The 20,118-nt window shown below is 37.2% G+C and carries 20 protein-coding genes; 12 read left to right on the top strand and 8 right to left on the bottom strand.

Annotated elements, in window-relative coordinates; all coding sequences use genetic code 11:
* Positions 1 to 36: 36 nt before the first annotated feature.
* Both WAE64_RS23955 and purB read right to left on the bottom strand, forming a co-directional pair.
* Entirely contained in the window at positions 37 to 2,982 is a 2,946-nt protein-coding gene (locus tag WAE64_RS23955) for a DEAD/DEAH box helicase (protein WP_340240609.1), read from the bottom strand.
* A gap of 202 nt (positions 2,983 to 3,184) precedes the next feature.
* The gene (gene purB, locus WAE64_RS23950) at positions 3,185 to 4,528 is read right to left on the bottom strand and encodes an adenylosuccinate lyase (RefSeq protein WP_340240600.1); all 1,344 of its coding nucleotides are present in this window, start codon (positions 4,526 to 4,528) and stop codon (positions 3,185 to 3,187) included.
* A gap of 336 nt (positions 4,529 to 4,864) precedes the next feature.
* Here purB and WAE64_RS23945 point away from each other — a divergent pair, with 336 nt between their 5' ends.
* The 9 genes from WAE64_RS23945 (at position 4,865) to serS (ending at position 12,077) form a co-directional block, all read left to right on the top strand.
* A complete protein-coding gene (locus WAE64_RS23945; protein ID WP_340240598.1) occupies positions 4,865 to 5,578 on the top strand; it encodes an MIP/aquaporin family protein in 714 nt (237 codons plus the stop codon).
* Between the two features lie 150 nt (positions 5,579 to 5,728).
* Positions 5,729 to 6,406: an AlbA family DNA-binding domain-containing protein gene (locus tag WAE64_RS23940; RefSeq protein WP_340240596.1), complete on the top strand. Its 678-nt coding sequence runs from the start codon at positions 5,729 to 5,731 to the stop codon at positions 6,404 to 6,406.
* Positions 6,407 to 6,732: 326 nt separating this feature from the next.
* On the top strand, positions 6,733 to 7,428 hold the full coding sequence (locus tag WAE64_RS23935; protein WP_340240594.1) for a tetratricopeptide repeat protein: 696 nt from the start codon (positions 6,733 to 6,735) through the stop codon (positions 7,426 to 7,428).
* Positions 7,429 to 7,528: 100 nt separating this feature from the next.
* A complete protein-coding gene (ribH, locus tag WAE64_RS23930; RefSeq protein ID WP_340240592.1) occupies positions 7,529 to 8,005 on the top strand; it encodes a 6,7-dimethyl-8-ribityllumazine synthase in 477 nt (158 codons plus the stop codon).
* Between the two features lie 7 nt (positions 8,006 to 8,012).
* The gene (locus WAE64_RS23925) at positions 8,013 to 8,312 is read left to right on the top strand and encodes a DUF6922 domain-containing protein (protein WP_340240590.1); all 300 of its coding nucleotides are present in this window, start codon (positions 8,013 to 8,015) and stop codon (positions 8,310 to 8,312) included.
* Positions 8,267 to 8,887 carry a nucleotidyl transferase AbiEii/AbiGii toxin family protein gene (locus WAE64_RS23920; protein WP_340240588.1) on the top strand — a complete coding sequence of 207 codons (621 nt, stop codon included), beginning with the start codon at positions 8,267 to 8,269 and terminating at the stop codon, positions 8,885 to 8,887. Before WAE64_RS23925 ends, WAE64_RS23920 begins: the two co-directional genes overlap by 46 nt.
* A gap of 11 nt (positions 8,888 to 8,898) precedes the next feature.
* Positions 8,899 to 9,387: an SRPBCC family protein gene (locus tag WAE64_RS23915; RefSeq protein WP_340240586.1), complete on the top strand. Its 489-nt coding sequence runs from the start codon at positions 8,899 to 8,901 to the stop codon at positions 9,385 to 9,387.
* Between the two features lie 39 nt (positions 9,388 to 9,426).
* Positions 9,427 to 10,755, top strand: coding sequence for an aspartate kinase (locus tag WAE64_RS23910; protein WP_340240584.1), 1,329 nt, complete (start codon positions 9,427 to 9,429; stop codon positions 10,753 to 10,755).
* Positions 10,756 to 10,805: 50 nt separating this feature from the next.
* Complete coding sequence (gene serS / locus WAE64_RS23905) at positions 10,806 to 12,077, top strand: serine--tRNA ligase (RefSeq protein WP_340240582.1); 1,272 nt, start codon at positions 10,806 to 10,808, stop codon at positions 12,075 to 12,077.
* A 77-nt stretch (positions 12,078 to 12,154) separates the two neighbouring features.
* Here the strand turns inward: serS and WAE64_RS23900 are convergent, their stop codons facing one another.
* Entirely contained in the window at positions 12,155 to 14,341 is a 2,187-nt protein-coding gene (locus WAE64_RS23900) for a 3-coathanger stack domain-containing protein (protein ID WP_340240581.1), read from the bottom strand.
* A gap of 212 nt (positions 14,342 to 14,553) precedes the next feature.
* Here WAE64_RS23900 and WAE64_RS23895 point away from each other — a divergent pair, with 212 nt between their 5' ends.
* The 3 genes from WAE64_RS23895 (at position 14,554) to WAE64_RS23885 (ending at position 17,630) form a co-directional block, all read left to right on the top strand.
* A complete protein-coding gene (locus WAE64_RS23895) occupies positions 14,554 to 15,249 on the top strand; it encodes a DsbA family oxidoreductase (protein WP_340240580.1) in 696 nt (231 codons plus the stop codon).
* 183 nt (positions 15,250 to 15,432) lie between these two features.
* Complete coding sequence (locus WAE64_RS23890) at positions 15,433 to 15,708, top strand: PqqD family peptide modification chaperone (RefSeq protein WP_340240578.1); 276 nt, start codon at positions 15,433 to 15,435, stop codon at positions 15,706 to 15,708.
* 44 nt (positions 15,709 to 15,752) lie between these two features.
* Positions 15,753 to 17,630, top strand: coding sequence for an asparagine synthetase B family protein (locus WAE64_RS23885; protein WP_340240577.1), 1,878 nt, complete (start codon positions 15,753 to 15,755; stop codon positions 17,628 to 17,630).
* A 49-nt stretch (positions 17,631 to 17,679) separates the two neighbouring features.
* Here WAE64_RS23885 and WAE64_RS23880 read toward each other — a convergent pair whose 3' ends face one another.
* The 5 genes from WAE64_RS23880 to WAE64_RS23860 all read right to left on the bottom strand — a co-directional run bounded on the left by WAE64_RS23880 (position 17,680) and on the right by WAE64_RS23860 (position 19,987).
* The gene (locus WAE64_RS23880) at positions 17,680 to 17,811 is read right to left on the bottom strand and encodes a hypothetical protein (protein WP_340240576.1); all 132 of its coding nucleotides are present in this window, start codon (positions 17,809 to 17,811) and stop codon (positions 17,680 to 17,682) included.
* 134 nt (positions 17,812 to 17,945) lie between these two features.
* A complete protein-coding gene (locus WAE64_RS23875; RefSeq protein ID WP_340240574.1) occupies positions 17,946 to 18,077 on the bottom strand; it encodes a hypothetical protein in 132 nt (43 codons plus the stop codon).
* Positions 18,078 to 18,557: 480 nt separating this feature from the next.
* A complete protein-coding gene (locus WAE64_RS23870) occupies positions 18,558 to 18,689 on the bottom strand; it encodes a hypothetical protein (RefSeq protein ID WP_340240570.1) in 132 nt (43 codons plus the stop codon).
* 126 nt (positions 18,690 to 18,815) lie between these two features.
* Positions 18,816 to 18,947, bottom strand: coding sequence for a hypothetical protein (locus WAE64_RS23865; protein WP_340240568.1), 132 nt, complete (start codon positions 18,945 to 18,947; stop codon positions 18,816 to 18,818).
* A 620-nt stretch (positions 18,948 to 19,567) separates the two neighbouring features.
* Entirely contained in the window at positions 19,568 to 19,987 is a 420-nt protein-coding gene (locus WAE64_RS23860; RefSeq protein WP_340240566.1) for a lasso peptide biosynthesis B2 protein, read from the bottom strand.
* Positions 19,988 to 20,118: the final 131 nt, after the last annotated feature.

Below are 20,118 nucleotides of genomic sequence, written 5' to 3'. Positions count from 1 at the left end.
ATTTTATGCGTTGAATAGATAATTGGGTATTTTGTTCTAAGCAAGTAAATTTAAAATATCTTCTTTCGACAACGATTTTACAAAGGTTTCCTCAGTAGTAATCAGGTTATCGAATAGCTTTCTTTTGTTTTGCTGTAAAGCCAGAATTTTCTCTTCTACCGAATTTCGGGTAATAAATTTATAGGTGAAAACCGTATTCTGTTGGCCTATTCTATGCGCACGGTCAACGGCTTGTGCTTCAATAGCGGGGTTCCACCAAGGGTCTAGCAAGAAAACGTATTCGGCCGCTGTAAGGTTAAGTCCCAAACCTCCGGCTTTCAGCGAAATCAAGAATATCTTAATGGTTTTATCATTCTGAAAACGGTCAACTTGGTCTTGTCTGTTTGTGGTTGAGCCATCTAAGTAACAATAAGGAATATTGTTTTCGTCAAGATAATGTCTGAATATGGCAAGATGTTTTACAAACTGGCTGAAAACTAAAACTTTGTGGTCTTCTTCTATAATGGTTTCAAGTTTTTGTAAAACCTCTTCGTCTTTGCCTGAATTACCCTCATAATTTTCATCAATCATTATAGGGTTATTTGCCAGTTGCCGAAGTTTGGTTAAACCTTGTAAAACCACCATCTGCGATTTAGCCAAGCCGTCTTGCTCAATTTGTTCTAAGATAATATTTCTGTAGTACGACTTAGCCTCTTCATAAGTTTTCTCCTGCTCTTCGGTCATGTCGCAATAGTGTACGCTTTCTACTTTAGGAGGTAATTCTGTAGCCACTTGCGACTTATGCCTACGAAGCATAAATGGTTTGATAAGGCTATACAATTGCTTCATTTGTTTTTCGTCCTGATGTTTCTCAATCGGAATCTGATATTCGTTTTTGAAGAAACTCTGTGTGCCCAATAAACCCGGATTAATGAATGTCATCTGTGTCCATAAATCCATCGTGCTGTTTTCCAGCGGCGTACCAGTCAGAATCAAACGATTAGCACTATTCAATTGCATTACGGCCTTTGAAATATAAGAACTCGGATTTTTGATAGATTGCGACTCATCAAGAATAACATAATGGAAACGGTAATCTTTAATAAAATCAATATCTATCCGAACAATACCGTAAGAAGTCAAGATTAGGTCGTAATTATCAAATTGTTCAGTATTTTTGTCACGATAAGTACCTGTATACACAAAAGCCTTGAGGTCGGGTGCAAATTTTTCAATTTCCTTCAACCAGTTATAAACCAGCGAGGTTGGCATAATCAGTAAACTTGGGTTTTGTGCAAGCCCCATTTCTTTCTGCGATTGCAGAAACGCCAGCGTCTGAATAGTTTTTCCGAGCCCCATGTCATCGGCGAGGCAACCGCCGAATTTATATTCTGATAAAAACCGTAGCCAATCGTAGCCCGCTTTCTGATAGGGGCGCAAGGTAGCTAATAAACCCTGTGGGGTAGGATATTGGTTTATTTTCTCAAAATTCCGAAGTTTTTCGAGCTTTCGGGTAATAACCGAGTGCGCCAGTCCTTCGTCGGTTAGGTCTTGTACCAAAACCAGATGGTGTTTTTTCAGAATTACTTCATCATCGATGGTTTTTTCAACAAAACTAAACAGCTCCGAATAACGTGTAAACCATTCTTCAGGAATAACGGCAATCTGACCATTGGGCAGCGTAAACTCACGTTTATTGGCTATAATCAGGTTTCGGAGTTTCAGAAAAGGAATTTCAAACTCTCCAAACCGTACTTTTGCTTGAATATCAAACCAATCGTTTTTTTCTTCAATGTTTATCTCTATGGCGGAGTAACCCAGAAAATACTGTTTCTGAGCCAGATTACTTTCATCTTGCTTAACCGTAAAGCCTTTTTCTTGTAGCAAAGTGGCATGGCTTTGCAACCATGAGAAAGCCTGCGCTTTCGTGAAAGATAGTCGGCCCTGGCGTAGGTCTAAACCCCAATCTTTCAATTGGGTTATCTGGTAGCGTTCATAAACTAAATCACGTTTTACTTTATGAAAAATCCAGTCGTTGCCGTTTTTTTCTACATTTACATAAGCCTCAGTCGAAAAACTATCGAATCGGAATGTGTATTTGCCGTACTGAAAGGCTAAATCAAAAACTATCTTACTTTCTCGGTCATCTTTCTCTTCTTCGTCACTGTCAAAAAGCGTAGCCATTACCTTCTGATTACTGTTTATAACCTCGCTAATGGTTAAAACTGGCTTTGAGGCGTGGCGTTCAAAGCGTATTTCAAAGCCTTGTGCAAATACATCGAACTGAGCGATTAGGGGCGCAATAAATTTCTGGTAATAGGTATCTTCAATATTGCGAGGAATAATTATATGATTTTTATTCAGAAACGGCCTTAGTTTTTTGCCGTCTACCTGCTTTTCAAAATGATATAACCTGTTATCAATCAATAACCAGGCAGGCTCTTCGCATATAACACTAGCGTTTTTGAATTGAAATTGCACTCTTTCGCCTTCACATTTGATAGTCGGAAAATAATGTGTGTTTTCTTGGTTACGAATAAAGTTAAAAAACACTTTTGCTCCTTCGTGCACCATTCGTATCGCTTTCCACGTTGGTTCACCGTCTGAACCCATTATGAAAACCTGCTTCTCAAGCAATTTATGTAAAATCTGTGAACGGTGTTTTTCCATATAGCTATGAATAGTTTCCTGTAAAAGTTTGTCACCTTTTTCGGGGTCAAAAACTTTCAGGAAAAAATCAAGCGGGCTTATTTTTCGTAGATTAAATTTTTTAAGAACTGCTTCTTGTTGAATGGCATCAATGAGTTTTACGAGCTCGAAATCAATGGTATCTAATCGCTCAGAAAATTCACGGATATTTTTTGAAGAAACGTTCTGATTAAGTAGTGTGAGTTCGCCTTTTCCATTGAGCTGAATAATGAAGGATTCAAAAAGAAAGCCCAGGTATTCATGTTCGAACAATGAATAGACAATTTGAAATGGTTGTTGGGTAGATACTTTCATGTTTACAAAATATGAAGCCCTGCCAGTAGGATGTTTGGGAGAAACTTTTCTTATCTGTATCATGGCTTAGCCTTTTGTGATAGTACAAACTACAAAAATGATGAGAGATTGGGGTATTTGCAAGTAAACACCAATATAAAAAATGTAGCAACATGATTGCTCATGCTGCTACGGGTAAAGGGAAGAAAGATGAGGTTGTTTCTTAAATTCCGGTATAGTTAAAAGGAGAGATACGACGAAGCTCATATTTTACTTTTTCGCTTACATCAAGGGTATCAATAAACTCCTTTATTTTCTTTTCGGTTATTTTTTCGTTGGTACGAGTCAGCGATTTAAGCGCCTCATAAGGTTTCGGGAAACCTTCTCTTCTTAGTATAGTCTGAATACCTTCTGCTACTACTGCCCAGTTTTCTTCAAGGTGGTGGTCTATGGCTTCTTTGTTAAGCTCTAGTTTGTCTAAACCTTTCAGCAGAGATTTTAAAGCAATAACTGTGTGGGCAACAGGCACACCCAGATTTCTTAGAACAGTAGAATCGGTAAGGTCTCTTTGCAGACGTGAAATAGGTAGCTTAGCAGCAAAATGTTCAAAAAGCGCATTAGCAATACCAAGGTTTCCTTCCGCGTTTTCAAAATCAATCGGGTTTACCTTGTGTGGCATAGCCGATGAACCGATTTCACCTGCTTTGATTTTCTGTTTGAAATAGCTCATCGATACGTAAGTCCATACATCGCGTGAGAAATCAATCAGAATATTATTAATACGTTTGATATTATCGCTCAGTGCTGCCAGCATATCGTAGTGCTCAATCTGCGTAGTTTTCTGGCTACGATACAAGCCTAGTTGCTCGTTTACAAAGGTATTTCCGAAGGCTACCCAGTCGGTCTGAGGATAAGCTACATGGTGTGCATTAAAGTTACCGGTAGCACCACCAAATTTGGCTGAGTACGGAATAGTCTTTAATAATTCGATTTGTTTTTCTAAGCGTTCACAGAAAACCAATATTTCTTTTCCCAATCGGGTAGGAGATGCCGGTTGCCCGTGCGTATGTGCCAACAATGAAATATCTTTCCATTGTTCGGCCAAATCGTGAAGTTTTGCTACAACCTGAGCAAAAATAGGCGAAATGCTAGCATCTATCGCTTCTTTTAAAGAAAGCGGAATAGCCGTATTATTAATATCTTGTGAGGTAAGGCCAAAGTGAATAAACTCAGCATATTGGCTGATATCCAATTTATCAAAAGCTTCTTTGATAAAATACTCAACGGCTTTTACATCATGATTAGTCGTTTTTTCAATCTCTTTGATTTTAAGTGCATCTTCTTCCGAAAAATTCTGATAAATAGCTCTTAAATCTTTATAATGCGATTTCTGAAAAGTAGAAAGTTGTGGCAGAGGTAATTCAACTAAAGCAATAAAGTATTCAATTTCAACCCGAACACGGTAATAAATCAAGCCAAATTCTGAAAAATATTTCGCTAAATCTTCCACTTGTTTACGGTATCGACCATCAACAGGAGAAATAGCAGAAAGGGTATTTAAGATCATAAATATATAATTTAAAGTGTAGCCAATACTCTTATAGTAGAGGTTGTAAAATCATTTAAGATAGCTACATCAGATAGTAAGTGCATTTTTATGAGGGATACAACACAAAACAATGCTTTAGGCGTAAAGATACGGACAGATTTAAGATATTTATCGATATGTTTCATTAAAATACCTCAGTTGCCAATGGCCTATCTCACTGTGTTATTTTACAGGCACTCGTGTTTTGGTTTAATCGCTTACAAATTTAATGCTTTAATGTTAATGGATTAGTTGTTATATCAAAAAAAAAATTAAATTGCTACTCAATTCAACCTAAACCAACAAAACCAATAAATGCAAACTTCTACTTTTATCGGAGAACTTATAGGTACGCTTGTGCTTATTCTCCTGGGCGACGGTGTAGTTGCCAATGTTTTACTAAAAGGCTCAAAAGGTGAAAACGCCGGATGGATTGCTATTACCGCCGGATGGGCATTTGCCGTAATGTCAGGAATCTTCGTCGCTCAGAAATTCGGTAGCTCGGCTGCTCACATAAATCCAGCTGTAACGGTAGCCATGGCCGTAAAAACAGGCGACTGGACAAACGTTGTACCTTTTATATCTGCCCAATTAATCGGTGCTTTTCTTGGAGCTGTATTGGTTTGGTTGGTGTATTTGCCCCATTGGAACATAACCGAAGACAAGGGTGTCAAGTTGGGTATATTTGCCACTGCTCCAGCCGTACGCCATACAACGGGCAATATTCTTTCTGAGGTTATAGGCACTATGGTACTTATTATAGCGTCGTCATCGTTTTATAGTTCGCCTGATTCAGGCTATGGTCCATTATTGGTTGGGTTTTTAGTGTGGTCAATCGGTTTGTCGTTGGGTGGACCTACCGGGTATGCTATTAATCCGGCTCGTGATTTAGGCCCTCGTATTGCACACGCACTTCTACCAATTTCTGGCAAAGGCGCCAACGACTGGGGCTATGCCTGGATTCCGATCATCGGGCCAATCATTGGCGGAGCCCTTGCTGCTTTATTATTAAATGCGTTTCATGTATAAGCATATTGATAATAAAACGAATACGAAATATTTTATAAGGTTTATTGATCTGCTATAAACTTTTGTTGAAAATATTCGTTTACGTAAAAAACACTTCTTGTAAAAGAGAATTGTTTTGAATATATTTAAGAAACCAAAATCATTGGGGAAATGATATTGGATTATCAATTTGCCTACAAATCAAGACCTGATTTGCGGGAGCTCAAAGAGCTTGTGAAACACGGAGAAAACAAGCATATTGAGTTTAAGCTTAAGACTAATCATCCAGAGAAGATTATCCGTGAAATTGTTGCTTTCGCTAATTCAGACGGAGGGCAGCTTATTATAGGTGTTGGCGACGATAGAAGTATCAAGGGGCTAAAATTTGCAGAAGAAGACGAGTTTATTCTGCGAAGAGCCATTGAGCGACATATCTATCCGGCTATTGAGTATGATGTTAAAAATGTAGCTGTTGAGGGAGACAGAGAGGTATTGATATTCAATATACCTAAGAGTCCTTTTAAACCACATTACGTTGACCTCGATGGAATAGTTGAAAATCGGCGTGCCTACGTGCGTGTTGAAGACCGCTCGGTTCAGGCTAGTAAAGAAATGCGAGAGATACTAAAGGGCGAACGTAAAGCCAACAACATCAGATTTCATTATGGCGATAAGGAGCGAGCACTGATGAAGTACCTGGCCGATAACAAGCATATTACGGTTGATACTTATGCCAGTATCGCCAATATACCTCGTAAGATTGCCTCACGTACCTTAGTTGTGCTGGTTTTAGCCAATGTTATTAGGGTTCAACCTCATGAGGTTCAGGATTTTTTTATTGCAGCTTAAAAAACGATTATAAACAAGAAAGCCGGAAATCTTAAATTTCCGGCTTTCTTGTTTATATGTGCTTCAAATCTGGGCTTTAAAACTGGATTTTGGGCTTGTTGAAAATATTTTTTTCTGATTAAAGTCTTCAAATAGCTTTAAAAACCTAGAAAGTTGAAAAAATAATAAGAATTGGTATATTTTTTATGAAAGAATATACCAAGTTCGGAATCAATTTCATAACTTTGCAGTCCGAAAAATCGCGAACATTTAAAAGTATTAATAAAATATCTTGATTGTGTGATAAGTCTCTGATAGTCAGTCAATCAAACAAGTGGTCTTAAACAATGGCGAAAAAAGAAAAAACAGGAATTGAGATTCTTGAAAGTGCAGACGCTTTAAAACAAGAGTTTGGAAAAGCAGAAGGTTTTTTGAAAAAGAATCAATCATTGCTTATCTATGTAGGTGGAGGGATTTTGGCAATAATCTTAGGTATCGTAGGTTATAACTTCTGGTCAAAATCGCAAGACGAAGAAGCACAGGTAGCAATGTTTAATGCTGTTTATGCTTTTGAAGCAGATTCTTTGAAACAGGCGCTTAACGGCACTGGTGGTAACGAAGGTTTGTTGAGCATTGCATCTAATTATGGTTCTACCGATGCAGGTAACCTGGCAAATTTCTATGTCGGTGTTGCATTAGTAAAAGAAGGTAAGTATGATGAAGCCATTGAGCACTTGAAAAGTTTTAGCTCAAGCGATTTACTTATCCAAGGTCGTGCTTATGCATTGATTGGCGATGCTTATATGGAGAAAAAGAATACTGAAGAGGCTATAAGCTATTACAAAAAAGCAGCTGAGTACAAACCTAACAAGTTTTTTACTCCTGTGTATCTAATGAAGTTAGCTACGGCTTACGAAACTGTTAAAGACAACAAGTCGGCAATAGATGCCTACACGCAAATTGTAGAGAAATATCCTGATGCAGGAGAGGTAACAAACGCAAAGAAGTATAAGTCCAAACTCGAAGGCATAGTCGGCGAGTAAGATTTGATTATATAATCATAATCAAAGGGATAAGCCGAATCTGGTTTGTCCCTTTTTTATATATTAACATTCAGTAAAGTCGCTCTAATACAAGTATAAAATGTCATCAGCTAATAAAAATCTTAGTGAGTTCAGTACCACAGGTTTGCCAGATGTAAGCCAGAAAAAATTTGCCATTGTAGTTGCCGAATGGAATAGCGAAATAACCGAGGCGCTTTTTGAAGGTGCATATAAAACTTTAGTAGATAATGGTGTGCAGGCCGAGAACATTGTTCGTGCCAATGTGCCGGGTAGTTTTGAGTTAAGTTTTGGCTCACAGGTATTTGCCCAAAAGCCCGAAATAGATGCCGTAATTGCCATTGGTTGTGTGATCCAGGGAGAAACAAAGCATAACGATTATATAAATCATGCGGTAGCTGGTGGTTTAACCGATGTAGCCCTGAAATACAATAAGCCTGTAATTTTTGGTGTACTTACACCAAATAATCAACAACAAGCACTTGATAGAGCAGGCGGCATACATGGCAACAAAGGAGACGAAGCCGCTATTACGGCTATTAAGATGTTAGGGTTATAAGAATAGAATGTCGAAAGTAAAACCAAACATATCGAAAACTGCTTTTTGGGATGTCAATTTTGAACAAATTGATTTTGATAAGCATATCCGTGATGTTGTCAATCGTGTTTTGATGAATGGGAAATTATCTGACTGGGTAGAAATGAATAAGTACTACGGGATTGATAAAATAAAAGAAGAAATTGTACAGATGCGATATTTGTCAGACCTTGCTTTAAATTTTTGTAGTTTCTATTACAATATTCCTAAAGAAAACTTCAGATGTTACAAACACAGTCAGTCTACCCCGAAACTTTGGGAGTTCTAAAGGAATTGATGCAAGAGCCTCTTCTGAAAGATTTTTATTTAGTTGGTGGAACTGCTTTAGCTTTACAGATTGGACATAGAATTTCGGTTGATATTGATTTATTTACAAATACACCTTTTGATTCTGTTTTACTTTCTGCCGAATTAAAAGAAAGGTATAGTTTTAAAGAGAATCTGAATAGAGTGTATTTCTTACAAGGACAAATAAAAGAAATAAAAGTCGATGTTTTGAAATATCCATATAAGCCTTTATATGAACTTGTGGAAGTAGAGGGTATAAGAATGGTTGTGCTGCCAGACATTGCAAGTATGAAAATGGCAGCAATTACTAATAGAGGTAGAAAAAGAGATTTCATAGATTTATACTTTCTGTTAAAATCTTATTCTTTAAAGCAAATTATAGAATGGTATCAACAAAAATATGATGCTGAAATATTTATGCTACTTCAGAGTTTGGTGTATTTTGAAGACGCAGATAATGATATTGATTTGAATATGATTATTCCAACTAATTGGGAGGAAATAAAGACAAAAATTAGATTAGAAGTTCAGGAATATTTGGAATCAATTGCATAATAGATTTGTAAATGCCCATCATAATTCTCGAAACGCCAATTCGTGCATCAGCCGAAATCTGCTATAATCTATCATTGAGTGTAGATTTGCACCAGCTTTCAACGGTACGTACCAAAGAGCATATTGTTGCCGGGGTGAGAGAAGGAATAATGAAATTGGGAGAGAGTGTTACATGGAGAGCAAAACACTTTGGCATCTGGCTTAAGCTAAGCAGTAAAATTACTGAGGCTAACAAACCAGCGTATTTTGTAGATGAGATGCAAAAAGGGCCTTTTAAAGTGATGCGGCACCAACACCATTTTATAGAAAGTTGTGGCAGTATTCTGATGAAAGACATTTTTATGTTTGAATCACCAATGGGCATCTTAGGCAGAATAGCCAATAAATTGGTATTAGAAGATTATCTGAGGGGCTTTTTGAGAGAGCGAAACCAGTGTATTAAGGAAATGGCTGAATCGGGTAGATGGAAAGAAATATTAGGTAACTCAAACAGTTTCTAAATAGTTTATTTATTTAACACAAAACCAGAACCACAGAAAATGCAAGTTTGGAAATTTGGCGGTACTTCCGTAGGGAAACCAGAGCGTATGCACTCTATCCGTAATCTTATTACAGAAGATGGTCAACGTAAAATTGTTGTATTATCGGCCCTTTCCGGCACAACAAACGCTCTTATCTCTATTGGCGAATCTCTAAAAGCATATAATGATGCCGAAGCAGCTGAGAAAATAAATGCAATGTATGCGCATTATGAGGCGTTTATCAAAGATTTATATAAAACCGAAGCAGGTTATAATGCAGGCAAAGCTATTGTAGATAAAGAGTTTAATTTTATACGCTCTTTGGTAAGTATAAAGCCTTTTACACTTAAACAAGAGAAAGAAATTGTAGCACAAGGTGAGCTACTTTCTACGCAAATGTTTGAGGCATATCTGCAAGAAGAAGGCGTTAGCTCGGCGCTTTTGCCGGCTTTAGATTTTATGCTGATTGATGCCGACAACGAGCCTGTTTTGAGTTTTACAGAAGAAAACCTTACGGCTATGCTTTCGCAGCTGACAGATAAAGAGGTGTTTATTACACAAGGCTTTATTTGCCGTAATCCTCGTGGTGAAATAGATAACTTAAAGCGTGGTGGTTCTGATTACACAGCTTCGTTGATAGGAGGGGCTATTCGTGCCGAAGAAATACAAATCTGGACCGATATTGATGGTATGCACAATAACGACCCACGTATTGTAAAAAGAACATTTCCGGTACGTGAGCTCACATTCGAAGAAGCCGCTGAATTGGCCTATTTCGGAGCTAAAATTTTACACCCAAGCACTATCACCCCGGCAAAATTGAGAGGTGTACCTGTTCGTTTAAAAAATACTATGGAACCTAACGCATACGGAACGCTTATTGCAGATAAAACAAACGATTCTGAAATCAAAGCTATTGCAGCTAAAGATGGTATCACGGCTATTTATATTCACTCAACCCGTATGCTGAATGCCTACGGATTTTTGACGAAGGTGTTCGAAATCTTCGAGAAATTTAAAACGCCTGTTGATATGATTACAACTTCCGAAGTTTCGGTGGCTGTAACGATTGACAACTCGGAGCATCTGGAAAAAATAAGCGAAGCATTAAGCCAGATAGCAGACCTTGAAGAGCACGACCGCAATCAGACCATTATCTGTATCGTTGGTGATTTCAAAGCTGATAAAGCAGGCGTAGCCCTGAAAGTAATTGAGGCAATGAAAAACATCCCAATCAGAATGATTGCCTATGGCGCATCAGAGCATAATATCTCTTTATTGGTTGATACCAAAGACAAAGAAGCATCTCTGAATGCCTTAAATGAAGGCTTATTTACATTTGAATAATATTACATACGGGTTGTTATTGACTTAACAATCTGATTCTTGAGACATATATGTTACAACTGAATTATATAAAAGAAAACAAGCAGGCTACCATTGATGGCCTGAAGCGGAAGTATTTTAAGAATGCCGAAGAAACCATAGAAACGGTGCTGGATATTGACCAGAAACGCCGTGAAACACAGGCAGAATTAGACACTTCGCTGGCAAAATCTAACGCTTTGGCTAAAGAGATTGGCGGTTTGATGAAGGCCGGAAAAAAAGAAGAAGCCGAGGCCGCTAAAGCCCAGACCGCAGAATTAAAGGCACAGTCAAAAGTATTGGAAGATAGCCTGAAAGGTTTTGAGGTAGAGCTGTATGATGTATTGGTTACGATACCAAACTTACCTCATGCCAGTGTACCCGAAGGACGCACGCCTGAAGAAAACGTGAATATATTTGAAGAAGGAGAAATCCCGACTCTACCTGATAGTGCATTGCCTCACTGGGACTTAATCAAACAATACAACATCATTGATTTTGATTTAGGTAACAAAATTACAGGCGCAGGTTTCCCGATTTACAAAGGCAAAGGCGCCAGAATACAACGTGCCATGATTAATTTCTTCTTAGATGAAGCGCTAGCAGCAGGCTATGGAGAGATTCAACCACCGATATTAATTAATAAAGATTCTGGTTTTGGTACTGGTCAATTGCCTGATAAAGAAGGACAAATGTACCATGCCACTGCCGATGATTTATACCTGATTCCAACGGCTGAGGTGCCAATCACTAATATCTATCGTGATGTAATTGTAGCTGAGAGCGACTTGCCTATAAAAAACGTAGGTTATACACCATGTTTCCGCCGTGAAGCAGGTAGCTGGGGTGCGCACGTAAGAGGTTTGAATCGCCTGCATCAGTTTGATAAAGTAGAGATTGTACAGATACGTAAGCCGGAAGAGTCTTATCAGGCATTAGAAGAAATGGTTGAGCACGTAAAAGGTTTGTTAAATAAACTCGAATTGCCTTACCGTATTCTTCGTCTATGTGGTGGTGATATGGGCTTTACTTCAGCACTTACTTTCGACTTTGAGGTGTATTCAGCAGCTCAAAAAAGATGGTTGGAATGTAGCTCAGTATCAAACTTTGAAGCCTATCAGGCCAACCGTCTGAAACTACGCTACAAAGTAGATGGCAAAACACAGCTATTGCATACACTCAATGGTTCTGCGCTGGCTTTGCCTCGTATCCTGGCAGCTATTTTAGAAAACAACCAAACGCCAGATGGAATCCGAATTCCGAAGGCATTGGTACCCTATTGTGGTTTTGATATGATTAGCTAATACAAATAAATAGCTATTTAATAAAAAGGAAATGCGAGGTGGTTTGCCTCGCATTTCTTGTTTGTATAGATGCTTTATTAATTACAACCACCTATTTGTGCTGTGAACGTTGCTCCACCTGCAGCGTCTGCTTTAAAATTAGGTAATAATGTTATGGAATTACCCCCTTGATAAACAACATTAGCACGGCTTTGTGTCGGAATATCTGCTGTTATCTCATTAGTAGCCGTAACTGAGCCACTAGCTACCAACCTGGTATAAACTCCAGAGTAATTTGTAGCTAAATTTTGGGTACTTGGGCAGAACGTTTTAAACACATTTACATCATCAATTGCCCAACCTGCGAGTAGAGGGGTTGAACTGTTTGATTCAAAATGGAAAATGATTCTAATGGTTTTATTCGAAAATTCGCTCACATCAATTCTATTTACGCCCCATCCTGCCGATTGATTGATTGTCGTGCCAGGGTTTCCAACCGTTTCAATCATCGATGCCCCAAACCATTCCCATACTCGTTTTTTGTTGATTGTACCCACTTCTTGTATTTCCACATAAGCACTTACATTGCCAGTAATTGCAAACTGATATTTCTGGGCCCATGTAAAATATGCTTTCTCACTTCCTAAATTTGGGATGTATATGTTAGGTGAAACAAGCTCACTATTGGTATTGAAATTGTAGGTATTATCTAAGTCGGTTTTCCAGCACCTAGCGCCACTATTGGCTGTTGTAATAGGGGCAAAAGTTGGCGTGCCACGTTCCCATTCGTCTTGTATACCAGTATGAATAAAACCACCGTCATTATTTTCAAAGTCATTACCATAAATACTAGTTACTGTACCTGTTATTGGCAGTTGTTCTTCTATTTCAATTCCCCAGCTATTCAATTGGCCTGTTCCGCCCGCCGAATCATCATTAATTGTTAATGTCCAGTTTCCTTGTGTCATTTGTCCTTTAAACCATTCTAATCGGTATTTGATAGATGGTTGGTAAACAATATTATTTACAACCGGAAAGCTTTCAATAGGTATTGCGGCGTTATCGTCTAGCTTTATATCAAAAGGAGATGAACTCCCGATACTCTCTAAATCAGTAAATAAAACGACAGTATTACCTGATGGAGACGTTAGACGCACATCTAAATCTGCTACTTTTCCATGAAAGAAATTCATGAAAACTTTTATAGTTTCTATCCGCTTATTAGCAGGAATATTAATAATAGAGCTCGTAACGGTAGGATTATCAGCAATTGTTGTAACCGTATTGTTAGTATAAGTAAAAATATTATTCGTAACTGCAGGTAATATACTCACACTTAATCGGTAAGTGCCAAATGAGCCGTCGGAAGACCCAATAGCAATATAGTAAGTACCACTTGTTCTTACCGTAAGAAAAAAACTCTCTGAGTTAGGTGAGATAGTATTTGGGTCATTTGCTGAAAGATACCCGCCAAAATCACCAAAGGCAAGTTGCCCGTTCCAGGTTGTTGCGTCTCTTTCCGGATTAAAATCAAGCCCCATAAAAATTGTGTCACCAGCATCAAGAGTAATAGAATAGTAGTCAACATCTGTCATAGAACTCGTACTCCCACTAATCCAGCCAGAGTTTGGTATTGCATTAGCAGTAGCAGGGCTATTATTAGATTCAACTTCCGCTGTTGGTGTTCCGCTTTGTAATCTGAAATACAGAAAATAGGGAAGAATCGTATTGTTATTAGATATATGTCTTACTCGTATGTAGTATGTGCCGGTTGATGGGATTATGGCCCCTGCGATACTAGAAGATGAAGACCCGAAAGTACCATCTGTATCATCATATTCGATAGATGTTCCATTTACTTGTAGAATTTCTAAAGAGCTACTGGTACCTGTTGTTGAAGAAGAAGTTTGAGTAGCTACATAAACTCTATCTCCTGTGTTGGCAGTAAAAGAAAAAATGTCAATATCTGAAACAGGTGAAATAAATCCTTTAACCTTTACATCGTTTCCGCCTAGTGGATTAGCAATTAAAATGTCATTGTTCGGCTCAATCTCTTCTTTTGAAACCATTGTACTTGATAGTGCGGGTGCTGGAGCGGGGCTCGAAAAATGCTGAAATGAAGAGAGAGAATTTGGTAAGTAAGCAGGCTTTTTTTCTGGTTTTGCTGGTGGTAAGAATCTCTGATTCTTTATTACACTTGTGTTATCACATGGTATATTGGCTTTTGCCAGAGTTGTGTGGGTAATAATAACACACAGCAAACTTAAAAGTAAGCGATTTTTCATGGTGGGGTTCTAGTAAGAATTAGTTTTATGGAAAAGCGAAAACAAAGACAATTTATGTGATAATTCTTTAGTTTTAGCCAATAGTCATGTTTTTTATTCGGATTTTTAATGAAAAATTTACCGAGTTGTTATTAAGCGGACACGTTTCGTGATAAAGTACAAGTTGAACTATTCATATAATTGAGTCGTTATTTGTTAAAACATTTAATGTAATGACTAATAAACCAATTCAGATAGATATAGTTTCTGATGTAGCGTGCCCTTGGTGCTACATTGGCAAAAAACATTTGGAAAAAGCTTTGGCAGGCTTCGATGGGCAGAACTTTCAGGTTACGTGGCATCCGTTTCAGTTAGATCCTACAATTCCAGACGAAGGGCTTTCTCGTGAAGAGTATTTTGTAAATAAATTTGGTAGTTTAGAACGTATCCAACAAATGCACGAACGAGTAGAGAGCGTAGGGCAAAAAGCAGGCATACAGTTCGAATTTGAAAAAATGCCAAAGGCAATTAATACCATACCGCTACACAAAATATTGCACGTAGCCCGCGAGGAAGGCACGCAAAACGAGCTTGAAGAAAAACTTTTCAAAGCCTATTTTACTGATGGTGTTGATTTCTCAAGCAAAGAAAATATCGTAGCTTTTATGAAAGATCTTGGCTGGGATGCTGAAAAAACCGAAAGCGTATTAGCCGACGACCAGATTGGCTACTGGGTATCGCAGGAGATCAAACATTTTCAGAATTTAGGAGTTTCTGGAGTGCCATTTTTTATACTGAATAACAAATATGGCTTGAGTGGAGCACAACCTACCGAAGTATTTCAGGATGCTATACAAAAAGTAATTGAAGAAGTAAAACCTGTTGAAGCTACAGGTGATGCTTGTGAGATAGGCGGAGCAAATTGCTAAAAAATAAGAACCTTTGTAAAGAGCGGTTGGAGAAATCTAATCGCTCTTTTTCGTTTAAAATACTACTAATTCAATACCTGAAATAGTGCCTGTAATTTTTTGCGTCCACAGGTATGTTCTTATTTATTGTTGTTAAATTTCAAAGATATTTCAATATATTTGAAGAAACTTAACCACTTTAATATGAATATTTCTTTACCGCAGCTCGTTCAACGAAAAGAAGATAATGTAATGGCTACTAATTTGGGCGATGAATTGGTAATGATGGACACCCAGAGCGGTAATTATATTACTTTAAATGACCTAGGCCGTGTAATTTGGGAGAAAATTGAGCAACCTATTTCTGTGAACGATTTAACTCACTATTTGCTTTCAAAATACAATGTAACAGAAGAGCAATGTAAAACAGAAACCTATGCTTTTCTGGAAAAACTACAAACACAGGGTCTACTTGTATAAATAAAGCCTTAACTAATGCTGCAAGCAAAAATAATCATTAAAATATGAGTTCGATTTTCGGAATTGTAAATGGTGATGAGAAAGCTGATGATAATTTTCTGGAGGCAATGTATGCACCTCTGCAAGACTTCCCTCACCATAAATTTGATAAAAAATTAGTACAGGAAGCTGCATTTGGCAAAATGCTGAACTATGGCACGCCTGAAGATGTATATGATGCGCAGCCAATTTACCTGAGCGAACCTAATATCATTTTTACTGCCGAGGGTAGAATTGATAATCGTGAAGAATTGGCTAAAAATCTGGGGCTAAGTATGAATGATATGCGCTCTGATACTTTTTTTATGCTGCAAGCTTACCTGAAATATGGCGAAGAAACACAGCATAAATTAAAAGGTGACTGGAGTTTTGCAGCATATCATTTTAATACAAAAGAACTCTTTTTGGCCCGTGATACGATGGGCTATACAGCACTTTATTTCTATAAAACAGATAGATACTTTGCGTTTAGTTCTTCTATCAAATCGATTTTGGCTTTACCTGATTTTAAGAGAGAGCTGAATGAACCATTTTTCGTTTCGAACCTTACACTTTGGAAGGTTGATGAGAAAATGATGAGTGACGAAACATTCTTTAAGAATGTGTTTGTGCTAAAGGGAGGATATGTGCTCAAAATCAAAGATAATGAATTAAAAACTACTAAGTATTGGCCGCCTGAAAACATACAAGAAACCCATTATAAAAATAAAGAAGATTATACCGACCAGATGTCGGAGTTGCTATATAAGTCAGTAAATGCACGTTTACGTAGTTACAAACCTGTTGCTTCAATGCTGAGTGGCGGCTTAGATAGCAGCACAGTAAGCTATATTGCCGCTGAATTATTAAAGCAGCAAAATAAAAGACTTACTACTTTTAGCCATGTGCCCTTGTTTAAAAAAGAGCTTACCAATAATGCACTCGTAAACGCCAGAGTATTAGACGAAACACCGTTTATGGAAGCTATTGTAAACGCATCGGGTAATATTGACCCGTTTTACTTAGATTCCAAAGATATATCTCCTTGGCAAGGTAGCATACAATGCGCAGATGCCATAAATGGATTTATTCATGGCGCGTCAAACACTTATTGGTTGACAGATATTTTTAAAAACGCTGTTCAAAAGGGTTACGGGACTTTATTGACAGGTGAGGGGGGAAACGGCTCAACTTCTTTTGCCGGAGTAGATTATCTATTGCCGCATAGCCTGAAAAGGTTTATTAAATATCCATCTGCTTATATTCGTCGGCAAGTATTAAAGCCTATGTATGTAAGGTTTTTAAAGGATTATCATGATGAAAGGTCTTTGAAAACCTATGTATCAAACAGCTATCTAAGTACAGAATTATTTAAAAAGTATTCAATCTTAGAAGACGTTCAGAAAAAACATAGTGGTTTATTACGACAGTTTAGCCATGTTTCAGAAAATAAAAATTTATTTATTAGCTTATATCACATGCGTAGCTCTTTAGGGGCAGCGTTTGGAGCTTATTATGGAATAGAAATGAGAGACCCGATTTGTGATGTAGATTTATTGAACTACTTTTTAACGATACCCAATACCGTTTTTTTTGATGATGGTTTTAATAACCGAATGCTTGTGAAAAGAATGATGAAAAACAAATTGCCTGATAAGGTTTTGTTTGAGAAAAAGAAAGGTCTGCAGAGTTCGGATATTTTTTTTAGAGTAGAAGCTGCAAAAGAAGAATTATTTGATGAGGCCGCAATACTGGCAAATATTAATTGGCTTAAAGCTTACGTAGATATAGATAAAATAGAAAAGAATCTTAATACCTACTTTAATGATGAAAAAAGACAAATAGAAATACAAAGCTTAATTAAAACAATGCAGGCTTCGACTTTTTTAAGGAAAAGTTTTTAGCAGAGTTGGGCTATAAAGCCCAACTCAAACAAGCATAAAATCAAAAATATTAAGAAAATATACCGCCATCTGTTAGACCTGCTGCTCCGGCCAAGGTTATTTCATTGATAGGTAAAACTTCAACTTCAGGGGTGTTCCAAGCTAGTTTTGGTTGTTCTTCGGTATTGTATTGTTTTTCCATAATAAAAAAGATTTGTTTAAAAGATTAGGTTATAATTATAAAAATTTTTTCACAAAAAAACAAAAACTTAACGGCCTATCTGTAAATAAGACAAAAACAAGAAGTTGGGCTTTATAGCCCAACTTAGGTAGTTCTTAAGAAAGAACACCTGCATCTGTTATACCTGCTGCTCCGGCCAAGGTTATTTCATTGATAGGTAAAACTTCAACTTCAGGGGTGTTCCAAGCTAGTTTTGGTTGTTCTTCGGTATTGTATTGTTTTTCCATAATAAAAAGAGTTTAAGTAAAAAGTAATTCCTAAATATAAAAAATTTTATCCAAAAAGCAAAATGCAACGGCTATCTGTAAATAAGAAAAAACAAGAAGGTAGGCTTTATAGCCCAACTTAAGTAGCTCATACGAAAAGATACCTGAATCTGGCCCATAACCTGTAAAAGTTGCCAGAGTTTTTAATAAAGCAGAAGAATATGCCCAACTTCTGAAAACATAATGCTATCAAGATAATACGCCTCCATCTGATATAACTCCTGTTCCAGCCAAAGTTTTTTCATTGATAGGTAAAACTTCAACTTTAGGCGGGTGCCAAGCTAGTTTTGATTGTTCTTTATTATGAGGGTGATTTTCCGTAGAATAAAGATTTATTAGAGAGGCTTGCAACAGCAGAATATTTCAAGTAAAAACTGTGCAACAGTTTTTTAATAAAACAGAAGTTGAGCAAGAAACCCAACTTCTGAAAACATAACGCTATTAAGAGAAAATGCCTGCATCTGGTACAATTGCTGCACCAGCTAAAGTTTTTTCGTTAATTGGTAAAACCTCAATTTCAGGGGTGTTCCAAGCTAGTTTTGGTTGTTCTTCTGTATTGTATTGTTTTTCCATAATAAAAAGAGTTTTTGTAAAAAATAATCCCTAAATATAAAAATTTTTATACAAAAAACAAAACTCAACAGCTATCTGTAAATAAGACAAAAACAAAAAGTTGGGCTTTATCAACTTAGGTAGTTCTTAGGAGAAGAAACCTGCATCCACTACACCAGGGGCACCGGCCAAGGTTATTTCATTGATAGGTAAAACCTCAACTTCAGGGGTGTTCCAAGCTAGTTTTGGTTGTTCTTCGGTATTGTATTGTTTTTCCATGCTAATAAATATTTATATTGTAAAGATTAGACTCTCAAGTCTAAGCGTTTTTTTAAAAGTAAAAAGGTGCCTAAAACATTTATTTTGAATTAGGTAGAAAATATATTAGCAGACGTATATTCTGGCTAGTTATCATTACTGAAAATATCTTTGTATACTACATTTAAAGAAAAATTGATAGAATATTACTAGCTTCCGGTTTTCGGCGAGTAGTTTGTAAAAGCAAAATTTACAGATAAAATGCTACTTGCAGAAATAGTCGAAAGGCTAGGCACTGAGAAGCCCAACCTTAAAAAAATTAGCAGAATTAAGTATCAAAATAACATCCCCCGTCTGAATAACCGCCCTCTCTTGCTAAGGTGTTTTCATTTACCGCTAAAATTTCTATCGGTGATTTAATAGATGAATATTTTGAATTTAGAGTATGTTTAAATTTTGTTATTCTGACCGAGAAGTAAAGATTTTTTTGCTAGACAAGCGGCCGCCGCTGCGGGCGCATTTTGCAGATGTAGCCATCGGACCGCCGAAGCGGCAGCTACATCGAAAAAATGCAACGCAGTGTAGCTAAAAAAGATTACTTCGTAGGTCGAATCATAATTTTTAAACATACTCTTATAGCCTTATTTGTAAAAACTACTAAGAATCTGAAACTGCTCGGTTTGTGAGCCACCGGTTATTATCTCATTATTACAAATAAGCCATGCATGAGCCATAAACTCTTTATTGGCAGTATCTCTTTTAACTCCGAAGTAAATAGTACTAGGGTGTTTTCTTAGCCTAAGCATTAATTTTGCGCATAGTGCTTGCTCAAAACACTTGGTTCGCCAAAAAGAGTATTTACAAGCTCTTGCTATGGCAATACGTATGTATTTGAATTCGTTTTTGCCTTCATCTGCTTTTTCTTGGTTTGTTACACGTTCGCCGAGAAGCGGTAAAATCTTTTGGAAAGATACAAAAACAAGCATAAAACGAGCTAGCGCAATAAGTGCCCATGCTTCGGCAAATAGAAGAAAGTCTTTTATGGAGAGTCGTTTTAGCAAAATAGTAAGAGATAAGTTTTTAGCAAAAATAGCTTACCAAAACTCGTTTTCCAAAAGTTCATAGATAGCTTATTTAATAGGGGTACATAAAATAAAAAGAGCGACCGGGAAATCTCAGCCGCTCTTGTGTT

Origin of the sequence: Emticicia soli (assembly GCF_037860775.1) — a bacterium.
In the GTDB taxonomy this organism is placed as follows: domain Bacteria; phylum Bacteroidota; class Bacteroidia; order Cytophagales; family Spirosomataceae; genus Emticicia; species Emticicia soli.
Note: the sequence above shows the minus strand (reverse complement) of the source record. Positions and strands in the feature narration are given on the sequence as shown.

What these genes read in the sequence shown, in the direction of transcription:
- WAE64_RS23945 (WP_340240598.1), top strand. Translation starts at nt 4,865, where the DNA reads ATGCAAACTTCTACTTTTATCGGAGAACTTATAGGTACGCTTGTGCTT.
- WAE64_RS23940 (WP_340240596.1), top strand. Translation starts at nt 5,729, where the DNA reads ATGATATTGGATTATCAATTTGCCTACAAATCAAGACCTGATTTGCGG.
- ribH (WP_340240592.1), top strand. Translation starts at nt 7,529, where the DNA reads ATGTCATCAGCTAATAAAAATCTTAGTGAGTTCAGTACCACAGGTTTG.
- WAE64_RS23865 (WP_340240568.1), bottom strand. Translation starts at nt 18,947, where the DNA reads ATGGAAAAACAATACAATACCGAAGAACAACCAAAACTAGCTTGGAAC.
- WAE64_RS23925 (WP_340240590.1), top strand. Translation starts at nt 8,013, where the DNA reads ATGTCGAAAGTAAAACCAAACATATCGAAAACTGCTTTTTGGGATGTC.
- serS (WP_340240582.1), top strand. Translation starts at nt 10,806, where the DNA reads ATGTTACAACTGAATTATATAAAAGAAAACAAGCAGGCTACCATTGAT.
- WAE64_RS23870 (WP_340240570.1), bottom strand. Translation starts at nt 18,689, where the DNA reads ATGGAAAAACAATACAATACAGAAGAACAACCAAAACTAGCTTGGAAC.
- purB (WP_340240600.1), bottom strand. Translation starts at nt 4,528, where the DNA reads ATGATCTTAAATACCCTTTCTGCTATTTCTCCTGTTGATGGTCGATAC.
- WAE64_RS23900 (WP_340240581.1), bottom strand. Translation starts at nt 14,341, where the DNA reads ATGAAAAATCGCTTACTTTTAAGTTTGCTGTGTGTTATTATTACCCAC.
- WAE64_RS23895 (WP_340240580.1), top strand. Translation starts at nt 14,554, where the DNA reads ATGACTAATAAACCAATTCAGATAGATATAGTTTCTGATGTAGCGTGC.
- WAE64_RS23880 (WP_340240576.1), bottom strand. Translation starts at nt 17,811, where the DNA reads ATGGAAAAACAATACAATACCGAAGAACAACCAAAACTAGCTTGGAAC.
- WAE64_RS23955 (WP_340240609.1), bottom strand. Translation starts at nt 2,982, where the DNA reads ATGAAAGTATCTACCCAACAACCATTTCAAATTGTCTATTCATTGTTC.
- WAE64_RS23885 (WP_340240577.1), top strand. Translation starts at nt 15,753, where the DNA reads ATGAGTTCGATTTTCGGAATTGTAAATGGTGATGAGAAAGCTGATGAT.
- WAE64_RS23910 (WP_340240584.1), top strand. Translation starts at nt 9,427, where the DNA reads ATGCAAGTTTGGAAATTTGGCGGTACTTCCGTAGGGAAACCAGAGCGT.
- WAE64_RS23890 (WP_340240578.1), top strand. Translation starts at nt 15,433, where the DNA reads ATGAATATTTCTTTACCGCAGCTCGTTCAACGAAAAGAAGATAATGTA.
- WAE64_RS23915 (WP_340240586.1), top strand. Translation starts at nt 8,899, where the DNA reads ATGCCCATCATAATTCTCGAAACGCCAATTCGTGCATCAGCCGAAATC.
- WAE64_RS23875 (WP_340240574.1), bottom strand. Translation starts at nt 18,077, where the DNA reads ATGGAAAAACAATACAATACCGAAGAACAACCAAAACTAGCTTGGAAC.
- WAE64_RS23920 (WP_340240588.1), top strand. Translation starts at nt 8,267, where the DNA reads ATGTTACAAACACAGTCAGTCTACCCCGAAACTTTGGGAGTTCTAAAG.
- WAE64_RS23935 (WP_340240594.1), top strand. Translation starts at nt 6,733, where the DNA reads ATGGCGAAAAAAGAAAAAACAGGAATTGAGATTCTTGAAAGTGCAGAC.